This is a genomic window from Yersinia vastinensis (genome assembly GCF_044905075.1).
Lineage (GTDB): Bacteria > Pseudomonadota > Gammaproteobacteria > Enterobacterales > Enterobacteriaceae > Yersinia > Yersinia vastinensis.
Window position 1 is genome coordinate 973,149 of record NZ_CP173260.1, and the last position, 18,816, is coordinate 991,964.

An 18,816-nucleotide genomic window follows, 5' to 3' on the forward strand; every position below is an offset into this window, starting at 1 on the left:
TAGTGAGACAGCGTGGCATTGCTCTTCTCTTGGTATTATGTATTCTCTTCCTTATGAGTATAATTGCCATGACATCATCCTTATATTTGTCAGAATTATATTATTTAACTGAAAGGCTGAAAAAGAAAAAATATGAGAGATGGCTACTTTTGGGAGTGGAAGGGATTTTTTTAGATTATATAGTAAAAAATATTTCAAACGATAACGTTATACATAGCTCGCCGATAAATTCGTTTTTCTTTTCTGAGTTGAAAAAAATAAATAACATAAATGCTGACTTTAAGTTAATTGAACAGTCTAATTGTTTTAACCTTAATTTACTAAAATACTCACCTATTGATGGCAATGCAATCGATGGGATTTATCCCTGGCTGGTTTTTAAAAATATTTTACAGTCACAAAATTTAAAATACTCGACACTCAATAAAATAACACATCATATTGATGAAGGTTTTAAAAATAAATATCCTCTTGATGAGGGATATATAAATTCAATAGTTAATGTAAATAAAAAACCACTGTCATATGATTTGGTTTTTTCATTATTTGAGAATGAAGAAGATCTTTCTAATATGTCATCAATACTTTGTTCTCGGAGTGACTCTACATTATTAATTAATATAAATATGCTTGAATTGAGGCATGGTAGTCTACTGAAAGCTATCTTTTTGAATAAAATAGATGAAGAAGAAATTGCTAATGCTATTTTAGCTAAACCTGATGGCGGTTGGGATAGTACTATAGATTTCTTCGAGTTAATTATAAATAACTCAACTAAGAATACTAGTGAATTACAGAGAATAAAAGACACTATAACGCCTATTTTATCGCATGATGAATATTATTTTTCAATCATATTTACATTACCTAGCAAAGATAGTCATTATCAATTGATGAGTTTATTCTATGTGAAAAATAGAGATGCTTTTATTATAGATCGGAGATTTAACATTAGAGATGAAAGTAATGAATAAAATATTTTCTGAAACGGTATTGTTCATTCGGTTAGGTTGTGATGCCACTGAACCAGTATATTGGCATTTAAAAGTAAAAGACGCCGAGGCCCAGTCTGGAAGATTAAACAACCATACCGAATTAAAAAAAATTTCCGCATTTGCAACCGGAGAGGTGATAATATTAGTCTCTAGTCGATTAATCATCTATAGAAGTATTAAAGCAAAAGGAAATAAAATAAAAAATAATTCAAAATTCCTTAGGTTTTCTTTTGAAAAATCAATTTTAGGTAATATTGATGATTTCCATATTGTTATTTTAAAATATGATGTAGACACATGCTATGTTGCTGCCGTTGAACACCAGTTAATGGAGATTTGGATAGGATGGCTAACAGATTTTGATATATCGCCCACACTCATGATTCCAGACGTACTAACTTTACCATTTAATGATGGAAAGGGGGGGGTAGTGAAAATGGGTGATGAATGTTTAATAAGAAATGGTGAGGTTTCAGGGTTTATAGTTAAGGACTTTATTTTAGAAAAGCTATCTCAGGCTAAACGAATCGATTTATCCGTAAGAAAGTTTTTTTGTGACGTTGATCAATCCGAGAAACAGGAAACAAAGCTGTTTTGCGAAATATTACGCATAATGGCCGATAATGTTAAGAATAGTAATGTTAACTTTCTCTGTGACAGGTATTATCATAATAGAAAACGAGCTATGAATAATGCTTCAATATTTATAACAATAAGTTTGTGTTTTTTGCTCTCTATCGTGATGCTTTTAAATTCTTTATACTATAAATATGAAATAATTAGAAATATTGATATGCTAAATACGGCCTCGAGGGGGTTTTATGCTAGGTATCCTTCATTAAAAGGATACCGGTTAAATGATACACAACCGAATGTTGATGAGCTATCTAATAATAAAGGTAGCTATGACTTTATTAATTTGCTACATGCCGCCAGTACTGTGGTTAGGGCTAAGGGACTTGTGATTAATAATATTAATTTTAATAGTCATGGTAGAGAAGTTATTCTCAATATAAATGCGACTGAAGATAATATTAATGATTCTAAGTTGCGTAGTGACAAACTAAGGCTAGATAAAATAAGGATAACTAAAACTCCAAATGATGATGAAACTTATAACTTGGCTTTTAAGTATCCATTATGAACTACAGCAACTTCATTATTAGTATTATCTACAAACATAAAGTTATGGTTTTAGCTTTGACCTCACTTAGTATCTTACTGTTTTATTTGGTTAAACTGTCATCAGAAAGTCATCTTTTACTACGGAAATATCATGAGTTAGAGAATGAAATAGTATATCACTCATCGGTTGCTGAAAAATTTCAATTGAGAGGGATTTATCAGGAAAATAATGGTTCAAATGAGAATTTTCATGAGAGGGTTATGACATTATTTAATGAAAATGGAATCGCATTGAGTACTATTGTGTTGAAACCTATAGGTGTGCTGATAAAGATTGATAAAATAAAGTTGGCTACACTATTAGATATTATTCTTATATTATCTAATGATGAAAGTATTGAGGTTAATAAAGTGAGTGTAAATATCAGTAAGGATTCTAATTATATTTTTGGTGAAGTGATTTTATTACCATCATAAAGTGTGGGAAATGTTATGGTTAATATTTACGTACTGCTTGAAATTGTGTTTTTTAGTATTCTTGGCCTGTGCGTGGGGAGTTTTTTAAATGTTGTTATATATCGACTTCCTATTATTATCTCTAGTTCATCTTCAAGAAAAGAAATAGATATTTATAATGTTAGACTTAGTTTATGTTTACCAAATTCATTTTGCCCAAGTTGTTACCGTCCCTTACCCTTTCGATATAATATACCTTTAATTTCTTGGCTGCTCCTGCGAGGCATTAGTCAATGTTGCCAAAGTAAAATAAACCCTAGATATCTTATTGTGGAGGTATTGACAGCAATGTTAACTCTTGCCGTTGGTTTGCTCCAGCACAATAACTATTTAATCGCCGCAAGCCTTTTATTAGTGTGGTTTCTTATTGTATTGACTTTTATCGACCTTGACTGTTATTTATTGCCTGATCATATTACCATCCCTTTATTATGGTGTGGCCTTCTTATTAATATAAATAATATATTTTCTCCTTTAACTTTAGCTGTGCTCGGTGCGGTCATAGGCTATGGTTTCTTATGGCTTCTATTCTGGTTGCTTAAACTCTCCAGAGGTATCGAGGGCATGGGATACGGTGATTTCAAGTTGATGGCTGCATTAGGTGCTTGGTTCGGAGCGACCGTAATACCTTTTATAGTCTTATTATCTTCCTGTAGTGGCGTTATTGCTTATGTCATTATTAATTACTTTTCGGATAAAAAAATAAAATATATAGCATTTGGTCCATACATCGCATTGTCTGGAGTAATCTATCTGTTTTGGGGTGAGTATATTATGCGTTCATTTTTGCCATAAAATGCTTGAGAAGATTCTTTAGTTCATCGCATTTAATCTTCTGTTCTGCTTTGTATACTTTTATTTCCTCATATCTTACTTTAGTCTCATTTGATATTTCCGCATAAAAATTTGATTGGGTGGCTATTTCCCCTTGTCCCATCATGTTTATCGCAGCATCAATAACTTTATCTTCACTGGGAAGTTCTTTCATATTACACTTTTCTTTCAGAAAATGAATGCCAGAAGTCAGAGCGGTTATTTGATCCATTTTTCTTTTTTCAATTGAGTTTTTTTTTCCATTATACTGACATCCAAAAATAACTGGTGTAATAAATAATATAATGTTGATTTTTTTTACTTTCATACGACCTCTGTGCCTTTTAATAAAATGTTTTATAAATGATATATTACAAACAAGATTTCAATAATAGTCATTTTTTGTTATTAATTAACTTTTATTGATAGACCTTGATGTCTTAATTTTGTTCGCTGTTGAATTTTATTGAAAACTATAACTTTTTGTTTTATTCATGCTGTCTAGCTAAGGCGTAATGATGTGATTTTTGCTAGCTTCTTATTCGTCATGTTTTCTATGGGTGAGATACTAAATGAATGAAATAATTATTGGAGACATCATTTTTATCCCCAAAAAAAGGATTATCAACAAAAAGGGTAATATTATAAAGATCAGAAACAAAGAGTCTGAAGTGCTGTCTTTATTGTGTGAACAGTATCCAGGTTCTCTTTCTCGTGAGAGTCTTGAACAAGAAATATGGAAGGGAACATATGTCACTGACAATACGTTGACACAAACTATTAGTAACTTGCGTAATGCTTTAGATGACAAAGATCATGAACTGGTGATGACTATCCCTAAAAAAGGGTATTGTTTAGGGATTAAACCTACTGTTGTTTCTAATGATTTGTTATGCAGTATATTACCTCCTAATGAGTATTCGATAAATAACGTAAAAAATAACCTGTCTTTCTCGATGTTTGTATCTGTTGGATTAATATATAAAGTCATTGCTCTTATGTTTTTCTGTGCTTTATTTTTAATTTCATTAAAAATAACTGAAAATTATTATCAAGTTAAAATTATAGATGTGCCAAGTTTACCTATTTTGATTAACCTAGATGAAGTTCATGATGGTGGGTTTTTATCTGTTTATAATAAAGTGCCTTATGTTTATTTAAAAAAACAAAAGAATGGTGATTATACTGTCTGTAAATATAAAAACGGAGGGCTTACATGCGAAAAAAAATAATACAGCTCATATGCTTTAGTGCTTTTTTAGGAGGAGTGTTAGGGTATGGTGTTGGACGGGGATATTATTATTTCCATCCGATGAGTAGTATTGAAGGATACTGGGAGGTTAATTATGATTTCAGCCATTTGGCTGAAAAATATCATGTTTACTCAAGAGTCAGCATTATGAAAAAGGAGATAAACTCATCCGCAGACGTTTATGATGATACTGATGATGTGAAAGCTAGACGAAACATTATATTTAATGTTGTAGATGTTAGTAAAAACATCTTTATTGGAAAGGTATTATCTTTATCGATGATCAATGATGAAAACCGTTATTTATATGATTTTTTAAACACCCCTTATGCTGTAAGTCACCCTGTTTTCTATAAATTAAACGATGATACTATTCTGATGGAACAATCTCAGGGGCATCCTGTTAATAATTTACGATTAATGACGCGTATTGATGTATAACTATTTACCGCCATGAATATGGATAAATCTCTTCGTTTGTTGAAATGTATTTGTCATATTTAGCCGCTAATGTTGATGTCTCTATCACAGCTAAGTGTAAATTTAATGTTCTCTCGTGTTAATTTTTATATTGTGAATTTTATATCCCATGCAAAAGCCATACGTTCATTTACACATGGAAAACTGGGCATATTGTCGGGCCTTATCTTGGTGATTAGTCTTTTCTCTTCGCTACAACTCCTTTCTGTAGGTTTTCTCTCCCATATATTGGATAGCACAAAGATTAATGTTGAGCGTACTCATCGGAGTCACCAGCAAGAGGTATTAATGGACCGTGCTCGGATGGAGTTATTAATCGCTAGCGATAAACTTAACCGTGCCGGAATCTATTATATGGAAGATAAAGAGACAGGTTCCGAAGGAAGTTGGCATAGTCTTTTAAGTGAGGCTTTGCAATCTTTACAGCGCTCACAGGATGATTACCATCAATTGGTTTTGCTCTCTGCTCATGATGAGCGCGCGGAATTAATTGCACTTAAGGAGAGTTATCAGCAGTTATATCAGGGGTTAGCTGAGATTGGACAGGGGCTGGAAAAGAACAACAATATAGATATTTTTTTTGAAGTCCCTATCCAAGGTTTCCAGAGTGATTTTACTGAGAAGTATTACCGTTATTTGCAAGAAAGTGAAAGCAATCGGGCAGTCATGGATTCCCAACTTCTTTCCTCATTATCTTCAGCAAAACAAGCGGTCATTATCGCTTTGGTGATCTTGCTAGGACTGGCTTTCTCCGTTTGGCTCGGAGTTACTCGTTGGGTGATTCGGCCGTTAAATTATCTTATTTCACAAATTCACGTTATTGCGGCGGGTGATTTATCGCGCCAGATTGAGTACGGTGCATTTACCAACCGTGAGGTTCATCAATTGGCTGGCAGTATATACCAGATGCAACAAGGACTAGTGGCACTAGTGAGTCAAGTTAGAGGCGGAGCTGAAATTATTCTGGCGGGGGTTAACCAAATTGCGACAGATAGTCACCGTATTTCTGAGCAGACACAGTCACAAACTCAATCCCTTGCAGCAACAACTCAGAATATGCATCAGTTAACCGCGCGGGTAAAACAGAACGCCATAAGTGCCGATCAGGCGAATCATTTAGCTAATGAAGCAAAAGATATTGCCAGTCATGGTGGCGATATGATGTCTAGTGTCGTAAATTCGATGTCTGATATCGCGACGGGGTCGCGCGAAATTACTGAAATTATCACCCTCATCGAATCAGTAGCATTCAAGACTAATATTTTAGCTTTGAATGCAGCCATTGAAGCTGCTCACGCGGGTGAACATGGCCGCGGATTTTCTGTTGTGGCGCGCGAAGTTGGAATATTAGCCAATCAAAGTGGTCATTCCGCCTTAAATATAAAACGGCTCATTGAAAACTCTTCAAAATATATATCAACAGGAGCCGATTTAGTGGGACGTTCTGGCGATAACTTACGTACCATCATTGAGGCTGTTGTCAAAGTGACAGATTTGATGGCGGAAATATCGGCAGCCTCGCACGAACAAAGTAAAGGTATTGAAGATATGACCACGCGAGTAGGAAAGATTAATGAAGTCACCAAGCTGAATGCGGAACTTGTCGAACAATCCACGCGCGCTTCGGAAGTTTTACAGCAGCAAATTTTTCAGCTCAATCAATTTGTATCCCGATTTTCTTTACCTACCGTTATAAGGCCTCCCCAAGAGAGTTATGAGGAGGTTTTGGCCAGAATTTAACGTGCTATACCGTTTGTTAAAAAATCAAGCCAGCCGGACGGATCTCCATAATATTCGCTGGCTGACAGAGTCGTCATTTTCCCCTGATTGTCCTGCAATACAAATGTTGGAAAACCGTGTCCGCGTACTTTTGCCAGTAACATGCGACTATCCGCTATATGCGAATCTGACTCTATTATGGCGGCATTAAACGCGGTGATAAAGGCTTCGCGGTTCAGGCCAATATCCTCGGCAAGCTCCACTAATACGGGGGTGTCGCTGATGCGGCGACCTTCAACATAATGCGCTTGCTGGGTGCGATGGAGCATTGTTACCCCCAACCCAGCCAATGCCTCGGCTGCTAAGATTGCGGCAATCGGTGGGGTGGAATCCATGATTGCCGAGGTATCGTTAAGCAAACCATTAAAATAACTATCACCAAAAATTTGCCCGGTTAATTGAGCAATACGCCGGTCATGAGGCATAACATAACCTCGCCACTGGCTATCTATTTGTCGCCGATTTGGCCCAGACATCATCCCGCCGCCATGCAATACCAATGTCAGAACTGGGATATTTTGTGCTACTTGTAAGAGTGGTGCTGCGCCATAGCACCAGCCACATAAGGGATCGAAAATGTAATGCAACTTGGTGCCAGACATCTTGTGTTCCTCACTTTTTCCTGGTCGGATAATCTGTTCAACTTTATTTTTGCGCTTTTACTGTGGCCATTTCATTTCGTTTTTCAGCACCTTGGCACTTAATTCCAAGCTGGATTCATCTTTTAGTTTTGGGTAATGTTTTTTCATTGCCGCAATCAGTTCTGCCGAATCTTTTGCTTTGGGAATTTCTGTGTTTAACGTTGTTAAATAGTTTTGAGTAAAGGCCACTGAGGCCAATGTTTGTGGCGCATTATCCAGAAAATGCCCAGGAACCACGGTCTCGGGTTTTAATGCTTTGATGTTCTCCAGTGTCGTTAACCAATGTTGGCGTGATTCTGGTGTTTGGGTATCTGCTACCCATAGATGAATATTACCGGATACGGCAACCCCCCCGACGACGGCTTTCAATGATGGGATCCAGACAAAGGTTTTTTCTGGCGACGGGCCATCTAAGCCTTCAATGTCGATTCTTTGCCCATCAATAGTAAAGCTTTTGCCTGGCAATTCTTGTGGCACAATCACGCGAGTAGGGGCATTTTCTTTTAAAATTGGCCCCCAATAAGCCATTTTCCCCTCTTTTGTAGCTTTAATTTCTTCGATGGTTTGTGGGGTCGCGATAACCTTCGCTTGCGGGAATGCATCCGTAATGACATCCAAACCGAAATAGAAATCAGGGTCTGCCTGACTGATATAAATAGTGGTCAGTTTTTTGCCACTTTGCTGGATCTTCTTCACTAAAGCTTCAGCATCATTACGCTGAAATTGGGCATCAATCAAAGCAACTTCAGTTTTGCCACTAATAATTTCTGACGATACTGGAAAGATACTTTTTTCACCGGGATTGTAGACTTCCATTTTCAGTTGATCAGCGGCATTGGCAGTTGATATTGCAGCAAAAGTTGCCAAGCCGGCAAAGGTCATTTGTAAAAGCGTTTTAGTCAACATGTTCATTTTCCTGAGAGTAGCGGGGTATGGGTGAGATAATAGATTGCATTAATCGATAGAAAAACCCGATAATTGGCAATTATTTGTTGCTTAAATCGAGCTAATGATGGATAGAATCACTGCCGCTGAAGTCTTTGTGGCGATTGTTGAGCGGGGCAGCATGATTGCCGCCGCTGATGCTTTAGAGATGTCGCGGGCAATGGTGACACGCTATCTGGCTCAGATGGAGCAGTGGGCCGGAGCGCGTTTGTTGCATCGAACAACCCGTAAGCTAAGTTTGACTCATGCAGGGGAGGCAACACTTGAACGCTGCCGCCGCATGCTGGAGTTTGCTCAAGATATGGATTTGGTTGAGGGGCAGGAAAATGACGAATTGCGGGGGCTGCTACGAATCAGTTGCTCTCAGTCTCTTGGGCAAAGTGCCTTGGTGGTCGCCGTCACTGAATATTTGCGCTGTTACCCACAGGTTGCTGTTGATCTGCAAATGAATAATCGGGCCATTAATCTGGTGGAAGAGCGAATTGATCTGGCATTGCGTATTACCAATGATTTAGACCCCAACCTAATTGCGCGTCCACTGGCTACCTGTCACTCCGTTGTCTGCGCTTCTCCGAGTTACCTATCAGCGAAAGGGACTCCTAAAGAGCCACAGGATCTGGCGGTACACAACTGCCTAACATATTCCTATTTTGGCAAAAGCTTATGGCACTTTGAGCAGCAAGGTGCCAAATCCTCTGTCGCCGTAGGTGGAAATTTAAGCGCCAACGAATCGGTTGTTTTGCTCAGTGGGGCACTCGAAGGAGCCGGGATTACGTTGCAACCCAGTTACTCCGCCGCACCCTATATCGCCCGCGGAGAGTTAGTAAAATTATTACCTGATTATCAGCCGCAGGCGATGGGCATTTATGGAATCTATACATCCCGGCGTCAAATGCCAGCAACATTGAGGACGATGTTAGATTTTTTGGTGGTATGGTTTGCTACCCATCCCCTTCCATAACCCTGCTTACTTGAAGCTGTAGCGGTGTTAGCTGCTCTCATCCACCCGAATCACTTACTGCGTGTAAGCTCATCGGGATGAACTCGTTTGCTGCCTTGCTACAACTCCAATTAATTTGGGTTATTTTTTCTGCTTACTTGAAGCTGTAGCGGTGTTAGCTGCTCTCATCCACCCGAATCACTTACTGCGTGTAAGCTCATCGGGATGAACTCGTTTGCTGCCTTGCTACAACTCCAATTAATTTGGGTTATTTTTTCTGCTTACTTGAAGCTGTAGCGGTGTTAGCTGCTCTCATCCACCCGAATCACTTACTGCGTGTAAGCTCATCGGGATGAACTCGTTTGCTGCCTTGCTACAACTCCAATTAATTTGGGTTATTTTTTCTGCTTACTTGAAGCTGTAGCGGTGTTAGCTGCTCTCATCCACCCGAATCACTTACTGCGTGTAAGCTCATCGGGATGAACTCGTTTGCTGCCTTGCTACAACTCCAATTAATTTGGGTTATTTTTTCTGCTTACTTGAAGCTGTAGCGGTGTGGTTACATTCTCAAACATATTTTTATTGTAGAGAAGGGGGCTAAATCATTTTTTATTTCATTAGGTTAGTGCTGAAAAGAGAACTTGTTTAATTACCAAGCTAGTTATAACTCTATTCATTATTAATCAGAATATGCTATTTCTACCAAGTCCGTTCAGAGATTAAATAATTATAAATACTAGGGTTATTGCTGGGTTCTTTAGCAATTGACCACTATTTCTTTGCCTCTTTTCTACTGACTACGTCGTGCCAGCCAATAAATTATGACTGGCACCTATTTGATCTGCCTGTTTGTTGTGATGAGCAGATATTGTCTTACTGGGAGCTTGTATTATGCCTGTTGCGCTGCTGGCATTGGCACTGAGTGCTTTTGCTATTGGTACTACTGAATTCGTCATTATGGGGTTACTGCCCCAAGTGGCTGGTGACTTACACATCTCAATTCCCACCGCCGGCTGGTTAATCAGTGGTTATGCGCTAGGTGTGGCTATCGGCGCACCCATAATGGCTGTATTGACTGCCAAATTACCGCGTAGAAAGACATTATTGCTATTAATGGTGATATTCATTATTGGCAACCTGATGTGTGCATTGGCGTACAGTTATGACTTCTTGATGCTGGCTAGGGTCATTACCGCATTGTGTCATGGGGCGTTCTTCGGTATTGGTGCGGTAGTTGCGGCTAATCTGGTGGCACCAAATCGACGGGCTTCTGCGGTAGCGTTGATGTTTACCGGCCTAACATTGGCAAATGTGCTGGGTGTGCCGCTAGGCACTGCGTTGGGGCAGGCTTTCGGCTGGCGTTCAACATTCTGGGTGGTTTCTGTTATTGGCTTGTTCTCGTTGGCCGCGCTCTACAGCAAGTTGCCTTCTTCTCAAGAGGAAGCCCCAACCGAGTTACGCAAAGAGATTGCCGCACTGCGAGGTGGGGGTATCTGGCTGTCTTTGTTGATGACCGTTTTCTTTGCCGCTGCTATGTTTGCTCTCTTTACATACATTGCGCCAATACTGACTGAGGTAACTCAAGTTTCTGAGCACGGCGTCAGTTGGACCTTATTACTGATGGGGCTAGGGTTAACCTTGGGTAATATTGTAGGGGGGCGGCTCGCTGATTGGCGCTTGCCTGTTAGCCTCACCATGACTTTCTTGCTGATCGCAATATTCTCGGCTCTGTTTAGTTGGACGAGTCATTCATTTCTGGCTGCGGAAGTGACATTATTCCTATGGTCCGCTGCCGCATTCTCCGCAGTTCCTGCATTGCAAATTAACGTGGTCACCTACGGTAAAAAAGCCCCTAATTTGGTCTCGACACTCAACATTGCCGCTTTTAACGTCGGCAATGCGCTGGGGGCTTGGGTCGGTGGGGTCGTGATTAGTAAAGGTTTAGGATTGACCGCTGTACCGCTAGCGGCTGCCGTACTGGCTGTGATGGGTTTACTGCTGTGTCTGTTTACCTTTTCTAGAGCGCGCAGCCGTCAGGCAAAAACGGCGTAATGCGGGTAAAAATGAATATCAAGGGGTAATCACTGTCGCCAGTCGACGCTGGAAGGTGATTGCCTGTTGTTTTAAATGTTCAATAAACGTTTCTACCAAAGTTGATGAGGGGCGGTGCATTGGCTGTATTAAACTGATCGTAAAAGGGATCTCAACACTAAAAGGCCGCACACAAACGCCTCCAGTAGAGCCTTTGCTGATGTAATCCAACGCGGTTAATGGGTTAACGATTGAGACACCCACCCCCTCGCGCACCATAGCGCAAACTGATGCCGCACTGTGAGTTTCCAGTACCAATCTGCGGTTAATTCCTTGTTCACTAAACAGATTATCCAGTAACTGGCGATAACTGTCGGTGACTGACAAACTAATAAAATTCTCACCTTGGAAATCTTGCGGTGTCAGCACTGCTTTGTGTCGCAACGGATGGTCGCTGGGCAACACACAAACCTCATTTACCGTCATTAAAGCGTGACGCAGAGTACCTGCCGGGGTCTGAGAGTTTTCAGTTAAACCCAGATCGTGGCGCTGGGCTGAAAGCCACTCTTCTAAGAGCGGCGACTCCTGTGGGATAACACTCAGGCTGACTTCTGGATAGCGATCAATAAAAGGTTTACACACACTGGGAAGCAATGACTGAGAAAATACCGGCAAGCAGGCAATAGAAAGCTGCGCATGTTGAAATTGCCGGATTCCTTCAGCGGCCTGTTTGATGCGATCAAGCCCGTAATAAGAGCGCTGTACTTCTTCAAATAGACGCAAACCTTGCACCGTTGGGTAAAGGCGGCCTCGTACCCGGGCAAACAGTTTTAATTGAACGATTTGCTCAAAGCGGGCCAGTTCACGACTGACGGTGGGTTGTGATGTCTGGAGCAATAATGCGGCTTCGGTCAGGTTGCCGGTCGTCATTACCGCATGAAAAATTTCTATTTGCCGTAAGGAAATGGCGGGCATACAGCGCTCCTGCGGTGTCGGAAAAATCATCGAATCCATATCATAGATGAATAGACTCTGGGTAAATAGATATTTTCCTAACGCTTGCTTCATTGTTAATAATGGTGCATCAGTGAAATCCTGTTTTTCGCCCAACAAATTAATGACTCATTATCAGGAAAGCCTTATGCCACGTGCACTTAACGATACTTCTTCGGCACTGACTGCCCAAAATTTAATTGCCTTGCCAGAGCGTTTTGGCTGCCCGGTATGGGCCTATGATGGTGATATCATTACTCATAAAATCAATCAATTACGCAGTTTTGATGTTATTCGTTTTGCGCAAAAAGCGTGCTCGAATATTCATATTCTGCGTTTGATGCGCAGCCAAGGGGTTAAAGTTGACTCAGTCTCGTTGGGTGAAATTGAACGCGCATTACAGGCTGGCTTCCAACCGGGTTTGGAACCCGCTGAGATTGTCTTCACGGCGGATCTACTCGATCAAGCGACATTGTTGCGGGTGACAGAATTAAATATTCCGGTGAATGCGGGTTCCATCGACATGCTGGATCAACTGGGGCAACATGCGCCCGGCCATCCGGTTTGGTTGCGTGTCAATCCGGGCTTTGGTCATGGGCACAGCCAGAAAACCAATACTGGTGGCGAAAACAGCAAGCACGGTATCTGGTATGAAGATTTACCTCACGCCATTGAGAAAATTGAGCAATATGGCTTAACGCTGGTGGGTATTCACATGCATATTGGTTCTGGTGTTGATTATCAGCATCTGGAACAAGTCTGTGATGCCATGGTGCAGCAGGTTATTGATCTTGGGCAGGATATCAGTGCTATCTCTGCGGGTGGAGGCTTATCAATCCCTTACCAAACAGGGGATGATGAGATCGATACTGAGCATTACTATGGCTTATGGAATAGCGTCAGAGAAAAAATTGCTGCGCATTTGGGACATCCGGTCAGTCTTGAAATTGAACCAGGCCGTTTCTTGGTTGCCGAGTCCGGGGTATTAATCGCGCAGGTGCGGGCGGTGAAAAATATGGGCCGTCGACACTATGTTTTAGTTGATGCGGGTTTTAACGATTTGATGCGCCCGGCCATGTACGGTAGCTATCACCATATTTCGTTGCTGCCTGCGGATGGGCGCTCACTTGTGACAGAGCCATTAATTGATACGGTGGTTGCTGGCCCACTGTGCGAGTCAGGCGATGTGTTCACACAAGAAGCGGGTGGTGGATTGGAAACCCGTGCGTTACCGGCCGCTAAAATTGGCGATTATTTAGTATTCCACGACACTGGGGCCTATGGCGCATCAATGTCGTCTAACTACAACAGCCGCCCTTTATTGCCGGAGGTGCTGTTTGAGCAAGGGCAACCACGTTTAATCCGCCGCCGCCAAACCATCGAAGAACTGATGGCATTAGAACAATTTTAATTCTATTGGGCCTTATTACCTCAGCGGTAATAAGGCCCTGGCACTACCGATTCCCGCAGTTTCAACTCACCAGTAAAGGGAGAGAGAGGCTGCACTTTTTTCCCCGCAATCAGCCGTAATGCCTGAGTAACCGCTGCTTCAATCATGGCATCAATGGGGAGATAAACGGTTGATAGTGCAGGTTGTAAATAAGGTGCGGTGGGCTCATCATCAAAACCAAACAGTGAAACTTCCTCCGGCAACTTTTTCCCCGCCTGAATGAGGGCTTTCATCGCCCCAATCGTCATATCATCATTATAAATAAATAGGGCGCTGAACGTGAGATTACGGGCTAATAATGCCTGACAACCTTTGTATCCGTCGGGTACACCGCTATCACCATGAATAATTAATTCATCTTTGAGCGGAATCCCGTGTTTGGCCAGTGCTTGTTGATAACCGGCAAGGCGCGATTGTGCGGTGGCTGTGGTGATAGGCCCAGTGATGCAACCAATGTCACGATGCCCTTGTTCAATCAAATAGTTAACGGCATTAAATGCTGCTTGCTGTTGTTCGAAGAACACACAGTGCTCCCGCGCTTGTGGTAAATCGCGGTTAATCACCATCAACGGAGTGGATACGTTGGCAAGCAACTGCATTAAATCCACCTCAGACATTGAGCGGGTATAAAGAATAATGGCGTCGCAGCGGCGGTCGGCCAGTAACTGAACGGCTTGTTGCTCACCCTCTGGTGTATCGTGACCGTCAGTTACAATCAGATGCTTGCCACTGGCTTCAACCAGTTTGGCTGCCTGATGAAGTAGGCGACCAAAATAGGGGCCTTCAAAGTTGGAAACGACCAACCCTATGCTATTGGAGCTTTTGTTTGCCAGTGATTGCGCCAGAAAATTAGGGCGATAACCTAACTCATCCATTGCTTTAAACACGGCTTCACGGGTGCTCTCTTTGACCTGCCCGGTACCATTGAGCACGCGGGAAACCGTGGCCTTGGAAACACCTGCGCGCAAAGAGACATCCAACATGGTAATCATCAATTGTAGACCTCTGGCTGGGGGCGAATCTTGTGCGTAACTGCCGGATATAGCGGCAGTTTAGCATAGCGCGGGAGGAAGGTTGTTGCTCTTTGTTATTCGCCGATGTTAGTCATCTGCCACCATTTGCGGGCTGGCGACGGAATGACGGCGAACCAGTGTAGGGCTGAACATATTGGTGATTTCTGGCAGGGGAGTGTTATTGGCCAGTGCTAGTGCCAATTCTGCCGCTTGTGTCGCCATTGCCACCACTGGGTAGCGGATGGTTGTCAGCCGTGGGCGCAGATACCGCGAGATCAAAACATCGTCAAAACCGATCAATGAAATCTCTTGCGGCACTTCGATGCTGTTATCACTGAGTACCGACAAAGCTCCGGCCGCCATAGGATCGTTATAACAGGTGACTGCGGTGAAATGCTTGCCACGCCCAAGTAGGTCAGTCATGGCTTGCTCGCCACCGATTTCATCAGGTGAGCCGTAGGAGACTAAGCGGTCGTCAACCGGAATACCAAATTCTTTCAATGCATCCAGATAACCTTGGAGACGATCAGCGGCGTCCGAAATTTCATGATTGGAGCAAATGATTGCGATCCGTTTGTGCCCCTGCTGGATCAGATGACGCGTGGCTAACCAGGCGCCATAGCGATCATCAAGCGCGACACAGCGGGTTTCAAAACCGGGTAAAGTGCGGTTAATCAACACCATACCGGGGATCTGTTCCATTAATGACGTCAATTCCTCATCTGATAATTTTTTGGCGTGCACCACTAAAGCGGCACAGCGATGACGAATCAGCTGCTCAATCGCTTGGCGCTCTTTTTCAGCATCATGGTAACCGTTACCAATCAATAGAAAATTACCGGTCGCATAGGCCACTTGCTCTACGGCTTTAACCATCGAACCAAAGAAAGGATCGGAAACATCAGAAACAATCATCCCCACGGTTTCTGTAGATTTTTGCGCTAGCGCCCGTGCATTGGCATTCGGGTGATATTGCAGTTGTTCCATGGCACTGCACACCGCTGTTCGTGATGCCTCACTGGCCTTGGGCGAGTTATTGATAACACGAGATACCGTTGCGACGGAAACACCCGCCAGCTTGGCAACATCCTTAATAGTGGCCATTTTTCTTCCAGAGATTTTTAGGGTAATCGCTTACATCACTCAGTTTTGCGGAAAACAGGGCGGTCCGCAAGGGGGGATGATCGCAACTTGATGAGAAAAAATCAAAGAACATGAAATTAGGAGAATTACCGGTAGACACCAGATGAGGTTGCGCGCGCTTTAGTACAAAGCGGCACACTTTAGACAAAATTGTGCTTTGGCCTTCCCCTTAGGGGAATGCTATTTTTACGGCCTATTTAATTGCCAGAGATAGCCATGTCCATTACCCGTTACCCCCAGCTTGCCCACTGGGGCGCTTATACCGCTGTAGTTGAAGATGGCAAACTTATCCGCTGCGAACCTTTTGTTGGTGATTCCAATCCGTCGCCCTTATTGGATTCTATTACGCCAATGGTCTATTCCGACAAGCGTATCCGTAAACCCGCCGTTCGCCGCTCATGGTTACAGCAGCGAGAAAAGAGTGATCGTACTCTGCGTGGGCGGGAAGATTTTATTGAAGTGGACTGGGATGTGGCGCTGGACTTGGTGGCTGAAGAGAATCGCCGAGTCAGAGATAAATACGGTGCTTCAGGGTTGTTTACCGGGTCTTATGGTTGGTCTTCTGCGGGGCGCTTACATCACGCACGTTCATTAGTCCGGCGTTTTTATTTCAGTGGTGGTGGGGGTGTTGATCAACTGGGTAACTATAGCTGGGGGGCGGCACAATTTTTCTTGCCCTATGTCATAGGGACGTTTAGCCCGCTGACCGGCAGAGTGACCTCTTGGCCAAGTGTGGTTGAACATTGCGAATTGTTTATCGCTTTTGGTGGATTGGCACTGAAAAATGCTCAAGTTTCCTCTGGCGGTTCGGCGGAGCATTCATTAAAGCCATGGCTGGAGAAGCTGGCACAAAAGGGGACGCCGGTCATTAACATCAGCCCGATGCGGGATGACTGCCCAGCCTTTGTAAATGCGGAATGGATACCTATTCGCCCAAATACGGATGTTGCGCTGATGCTGGCGTTGGCTTATGAGATACAGCGTGTTGAGGCGCAGGATGAGGCTTTCCTGGCAACCCATTGTGTGGGCTATGAGCAATTAGCTGATTATATTCGCGGAGCGGATGACGGGATCGCCAAAACACCGGAATGGGCCAGCGATATTACTGGTATTCCGGCAGCAAGAATCGCCCTCTTGGCGCAGCAGCTTATCGGTGTACGCAGCTTTATGACTTGCTCTTATTCTGTCCAGCGCGCACATCGTGGTGAGCAACCTTACTGGATGGTGATTGCCTTATCGGCCATGTTAGGGCAAGTGGGGCTACCGGGTGGTGGCTTCTCCTTTGGGCACGGCTCAATGAATGGTGTCGGCAATCCACGGATAGACACGCCGGGGCCAAGTATGTCCACAGGGAAAAACCCAGCAGGGTTGGCGATTCCGGTGGCGCGAATTTGTGACATGTTGCTCCAACCGGGGCAGCCTTATCAGTTTCAGGGCGAAACCCATACTTACCCAGATATTCATTTGGTGCATTGGGCAGGCGGTAATCCCTTCCATCATCATCAGCAATTGAACCGGCTGGTGGAGGGATGGCAAAAGCCGGATACCGTGATTGTGCAGGATATTTGGTGGACACCGGCTGCGAAAATGGCAGATATCGTGCTACCAGTGACCAGTTCACTGGAGCGAAATGATATTGGTGGTTCGTCAAGGGATCGCTATGTCTTGGCGATGCATCAGGCAATTGCTCCGCAGCATCAGGCGCGAAACGATTTTGATATTTTTGCTGACTTGGCTGAACGTTTAGGGTATCGCGATACATTCACTGAAAACCGCGATGAGATGGCATGGATCCGGCATATTTATCAGGAGTGTGGTGTGGCACAGCAACCTCACGGGGTTGAGTGGCCTGACTTTGACACCTTCTGGCAACGTGGCCATGTGGATTTACCCGCCCCACAGAAGGAGTTTGTTTTCTTTGATGCCTTCCGTAACGATCCTCAGGCCCATCCGTTGCAAACGCCCAGTGGCAAGATTGAACTATTCAGTGAAAAGATAGCCAGTTACCAATATGAGGATTTTGCCCCACACGCGCAATGGAAGCCGCCAGTCGAGTGGCTAGGATCATCACTGACGGAGCAGTGGCCGTTACATTTGATCTCTATCCAGCCGGAGGATCGCTTGCACAGCCAGCTTGATCCCGCTCCTTTGGCACAGGGGAACAAAACGGCGGGGCGAGAAACACTCTATATGCATCCACAAGATGCTGCGCAGCGTGACATTTCTGAGGGCTGCGAGGTGAAAGTCAGCAATTTACGTGGTCATTGTCTGGCGGGCGTGCGTATCACCGATGGCGTGACGCGGGGTGTGGTGTTGATGGCCACAGGGGCATGGTTTGATCCCGGTTTTGGCGCTAAACAGCATAAAGTGGAGCAATCTGGTAATCCCAATGTTTTGACATTGGATATTGGTACATCACGTTTGACCCAAGGCCCGAATGCCATGAGTTGTTTAGTGGAAGTCGCGCTGTGTTAATTGGCTGAGGTATGTACCGTAATGAATTACAAACCTTTTCGTCTTTCTGACAATGTTCACTACTGGTTACACTTTGCACGCAAATGTTGCGATTACGTGCTGGCTGTGGTTTCACAGAAACGGATACAGTAGTGGTCCCAGAGGTATTAATTGGTGAGTAATCAACATACGCTGTGTGTTAAAAGCCAGTTTTTTATTTGCACCGACCTACGCAGATGCGTAGGT

The 18,816-nt window shown here is 43.1% G+C and carries 17 protein-coding genes; 11 read left to right on the forward strand and 6 right to left on the reverse strand.

What is annotated here, in order from left to right; genetic code table 11:
* Positions 1-2: 2 nt before the first annotated feature.
* Genes ACIOG0_RS04430 through ACIOG0_RS04445 form a run of 4 tightly spaced genes read left to right on the forward strand, consistent with a single transcriptional unit; the run spans position 3 to position 3,431 of the window.
* Positions 3-974, forward strand: coding sequence for a type II secretion system protein GspK (locus ACIOG0_RS04430; RefSeq protein ID WP_128451572.1), 972 nt, complete (start codon positions 3-5; stop codon positions 972-974).
* Positions 967-2,139, forward strand: coding sequence for a type II secretion system protein GspL (gene gspL, locus ACIOG0_RS04435; RefSeq protein ID WP_404704934.1), 1,173 nt, complete (start codon positions 967-969; stop codon positions 2,137-2,139). Before ACIOG0_RS04430 ends, gspL begins: the two co-directional genes overlap by 8 nt.
* Entirely contained in the window at positions 2,136-2,597 is a 462-nt protein-coding gene (locus ACIOG0_RS04440) for a hypothetical protein (protein WP_128451570.1), read from the forward strand. Before gspL ends, ACIOG0_RS04440 begins: the two co-directional genes overlap by 4 nt.
* Before the next feature lie 15 nt (positions 2,598-2,612).
* The gene (locus tag ACIOG0_RS04445) at positions 2,613-3,431 is read left to right on the forward strand and encodes a prepilin peptidase (RefSeq protein WP_404704935.1); all 819 of its coding nucleotides are present in this window, start codon (positions 2,613-2,615) and stop codon (positions 3,429-3,431) included.
* Here the strand turns inward: ACIOG0_RS04445 and gspS are convergent.
* A complete protein-coding gene (gene gspS / locus ACIOG0_RS04450; protein WP_050098066.1) occupies positions 3,409-3,777 on the reverse strand; it encodes a type II secretion system pilot lipoprotein GspS in 369 nt (122 codons plus the stop codon). The genes ACIOG0_RS04445 and gspS overlap by 23 nt on opposite strands.
* A gap of 244 nt (positions 3,778-4,021) precedes the next feature.
* Here gspS and ACIOG0_RS04455 point away from each other — a divergent pair, with 244 nt between their 5' ends.
* The 3 genes from ACIOG0_RS04455 to ACIOG0_RS04465 all read left to right on the forward strand — a co-directional run bounded on the left by ACIOG0_RS04455 (position 4,022) and on the right by ACIOG0_RS04465 (position 6,921).
* Positions 4,022-4,681 carry a transcriptional regulator gene (locus ACIOG0_RS04455; RefSeq protein WP_404704936.1) on the forward strand — a complete coding sequence of 220 codons (660 nt, stop codon included), beginning with the start codon at positions 4,022-4,024 and terminating at the stop codon, positions 4,679-4,681.
* A complete protein-coding gene (locus ACIOG0_RS04460; RefSeq protein WP_050098068.1) occupies positions 4,666-5,142 on the forward strand; it encodes a hypothetical protein in 477 nt (158 codons plus the stop codon). The genes ACIOG0_RS04455 and ACIOG0_RS04460 overlap by 16 nt, the downstream gene beginning before the upstream one ends.
* 105 nt (positions 5,143-5,247) lie before the next feature.
* A complete protein-coding gene (locus ACIOG0_RS04465) occupies positions 5,248-6,921 on the forward strand; it encodes a methyl-accepting chemotaxis protein (RefSeq protein ID WP_128451605.1) in 1,674 nt (557 codons plus the stop codon).
* Here the strand turns inward: ACIOG0_RS04465 and ACIOG0_RS04470 are convergent.
* Positions 6,918-7,562: a DsbA family protein gene (locus tag ACIOG0_RS04470; RefSeq protein WP_128451568.1), complete on the reverse strand. Its 645-nt coding sequence runs from the start codon at positions 7,560-7,562 to the stop codon at positions 6,918-6,920. The two genes, ACIOG0_RS04465 and ACIOG0_RS04470, sit on opposite strands and share 4 nt — an antisense overlap.
* 57 nt (positions 7,563-7,619) lie before the next feature.
* Complete coding sequence (locus ACIOG0_RS04475; protein WP_050140274.1) at positions 7,620-8,507, reverse strand: MBL fold metallo-hydrolase; 888 nt, start codon at positions 8,505-8,507, stop codon at positions 7,620-7,622.
* A 106-nt stretch (positions 8,508-8,613) separates the two neighbouring features.
* Between ACIOG0_RS04475 and ACIOG0_RS04480 the strand changes: the two genes are divergently transcribed.
* Complete coding sequence (locus ACIOG0_RS04480) at positions 8,614-9,507, forward strand: LysR family transcriptional regulator (RefSeq protein WP_050140275.1); 894 nt, start codon at positions 8,614-8,616, stop codon at positions 9,505-9,507.
* 870 nt (positions 9,508-10,377) lie between these two features.
* A complete protein-coding gene (locus tag ACIOG0_RS04485; protein ID WP_050140276.1) occupies positions 10,378-11,538 on the forward strand; it encodes an MFS transporter in 1,161 nt (386 codons plus the stop codon).
* A gap of 18 nt (positions 11,539-11,556) precedes the next feature.
* Here the strand turns inward: ACIOG0_RS04485 and ACIOG0_RS04490 are convergent, their stop codons facing one another.
* Positions 11,557-12,492: a LysR family transcriptional regulator gene (locus ACIOG0_RS04490; RefSeq protein ID WP_050098171.1), complete on the reverse strand. Its 936-nt coding sequence runs from the start codon at positions 12,490-12,492 to the stop codon at positions 11,557-11,559.
* A gap of 166 nt (positions 12,493-12,658) precedes the next feature.
* Here ACIOG0_RS04490 and lysA point away from each other — a divergent pair, with 166 nt between their 5' ends.
* Positions 12,659-13,921, forward strand: coding sequence for a diaminopimelate decarboxylase (gene lysA / locus ACIOG0_RS04495; RefSeq protein ID WP_128451567.1), 1,263 nt, complete (start codon positions 12,659-12,661; stop codon positions 13,919-13,921).
* Positions 13,922-13,941: 20 nt separating this feature from the next.
* On the opposite strand, the gene ACIOG0_RS04500 is transcribed toward lysA, so the two are convergent.
* Together ACIOG0_RS04500 and galR are read right to left on the reverse strand one after the other, a co-directional pair.
* Complete coding sequence (locus ACIOG0_RS04500; RefSeq protein ID WP_050098075.1) at positions 13,942-14,952, reverse strand: LacI family DNA-binding transcriptional regulator; 1,011 nt, start codon at positions 14,950-14,952, stop codon at positions 13,942-13,944.
* Positions 14,953-15,060: 108 nt separating this feature from the next.
* Positions 15,061-16,077, reverse strand: a complete 1,017-nt coding sequence (gene galR, locus ACIOG0_RS04505; protein ID WP_050098076.1) for an HTH-type transcriptional regulator GalR — start codon at positions 16,075-16,077, stop codon at positions 15,061-15,063.
* A gap of 255 nt (positions 16,078-16,332) precedes the next feature.
* Here galR and ACIOG0_RS04510 point away from each other — a divergent pair, with 255 nt between their 5' ends.
* On the forward strand, positions 16,333-18,591 hold the full coding sequence (locus ACIOG0_RS04510) for a molybdopterin guanine dinucleotide-containing S/N-oxide reductase (protein WP_050140278.1): 2,259 nt from the start codon (positions 16,333-16,335) through the stop codon (positions 18,589-18,591).
* Positions 18,592-18,816: the final 225 nt, after the last annotated feature.

Excerpts from the sequence above, each read along its gene's own strand:
- ACIOG0_RS04465 (WP_128451605.1), top strand. The coding sequence starts at position 5,248 with ATGTTCTCTCGTGTTAATTTTTATATTGTGAATTTTATATCCCATGCA.
- ACIOG0_RS04440 (WP_128451570.1), top strand. The coding sequence starts at position 2,136 with ATGAACTACAGCAACTTCATTATTAGTATTATCTACAAACATAAAGTT.
- gspL (WP_404704934.1), top strand. The coding sequence starts at position 967 with ATGAATAAAATATTTTCTGAAACGGTATTGTTCATTCGGTTAGGTTGT.
- galR (WP_050098076.1), bottom strand. The coding sequence starts at position 16,077 with ATGGCCACTATTAAGGATGTTGCCAAGCTGGCGGGTGTTTCCGTCGCA.
- lysA (WP_128451567.1), top strand. The coding sequence starts at position 12,659 with ATGCCACGTGCACTTAACGATACTTCTTCGGCACTGACTGCCCAAAAT.
- ACIOG0_RS04460 (WP_050098068.1), top strand. The coding sequence starts at position 4,666 with ATGCGAAAAAAAATAATACAGCTCATATGCTTTAGTGCTTTTTTAGGA.
- gspS (WP_050098066.1), bottom strand. The coding sequence starts at position 3,777 with ATGAAAGTAAAAAAAATCAACATTATATTATTTATTACACCAGTTATT.
- ACIOG0_RS04490 (WP_050098171.1), bottom strand. The coding sequence starts at position 12,492 with ATGCCCGCCATTTCCTTACGGCAAATAGAAATTTTTCATGCGGTAATG.
- ACIOG0_RS04475 (WP_050140274.1), bottom strand. The coding sequence starts at position 8,507 with ATGTTGACTAAAACGCTTTTACAAATGACCTTTGCCGGCTTGGCAACT.
- ACIOG0_RS04470 (WP_128451568.1), bottom strand. The coding sequence starts at position 7,562 with ATGTCTGGCACCAAGTTGCATTACATTTTCGATCCCTTATGTGGCTGG.
- ACIOG0_RS04480 (WP_050140275.1), top strand. The coding sequence starts at position 8,614 with ATGGATAGAATCACTGCCGCTGAAGTCTTTGTGGCGATTGTTGAGCGG.
- ACIOG0_RS04500 (WP_050098075.1), bottom strand. The coding sequence starts at position 14,952 with ATGATTACCATGTTGGATGTCTCTTTGCGCGCAGGTGTTTCCAAGGCC.
- ACIOG0_RS04445 (WP_404704935.1), top strand. The coding sequence starts at position 2,613 with ATGGTTAATATTTACGTACTGCTTGAAATTGTGTTTTTTAGTATTCTT.
- ACIOG0_RS04485 (WP_050140276.1), top strand. The coding sequence starts at position 10,378 with ATGCCTGTTGCGCTGCTGGCATTGGCACTGAGTGCTTTTGCTATTGGT.
- ACIOG0_RS04455 (WP_404704936.1), top strand. The coding sequence starts at position 4,022 with ATGAATGAAATAATTATTGGAGACATCATTTTTATCCCCAAAAAAAGG.
- ACIOG0_RS04510 (WP_050140278.1), top strand. The coding sequence starts at position 16,333 with ATGTCCATTACCCGTTACCCCCAGCTTGCCCACTGGGGCGCTTATACC.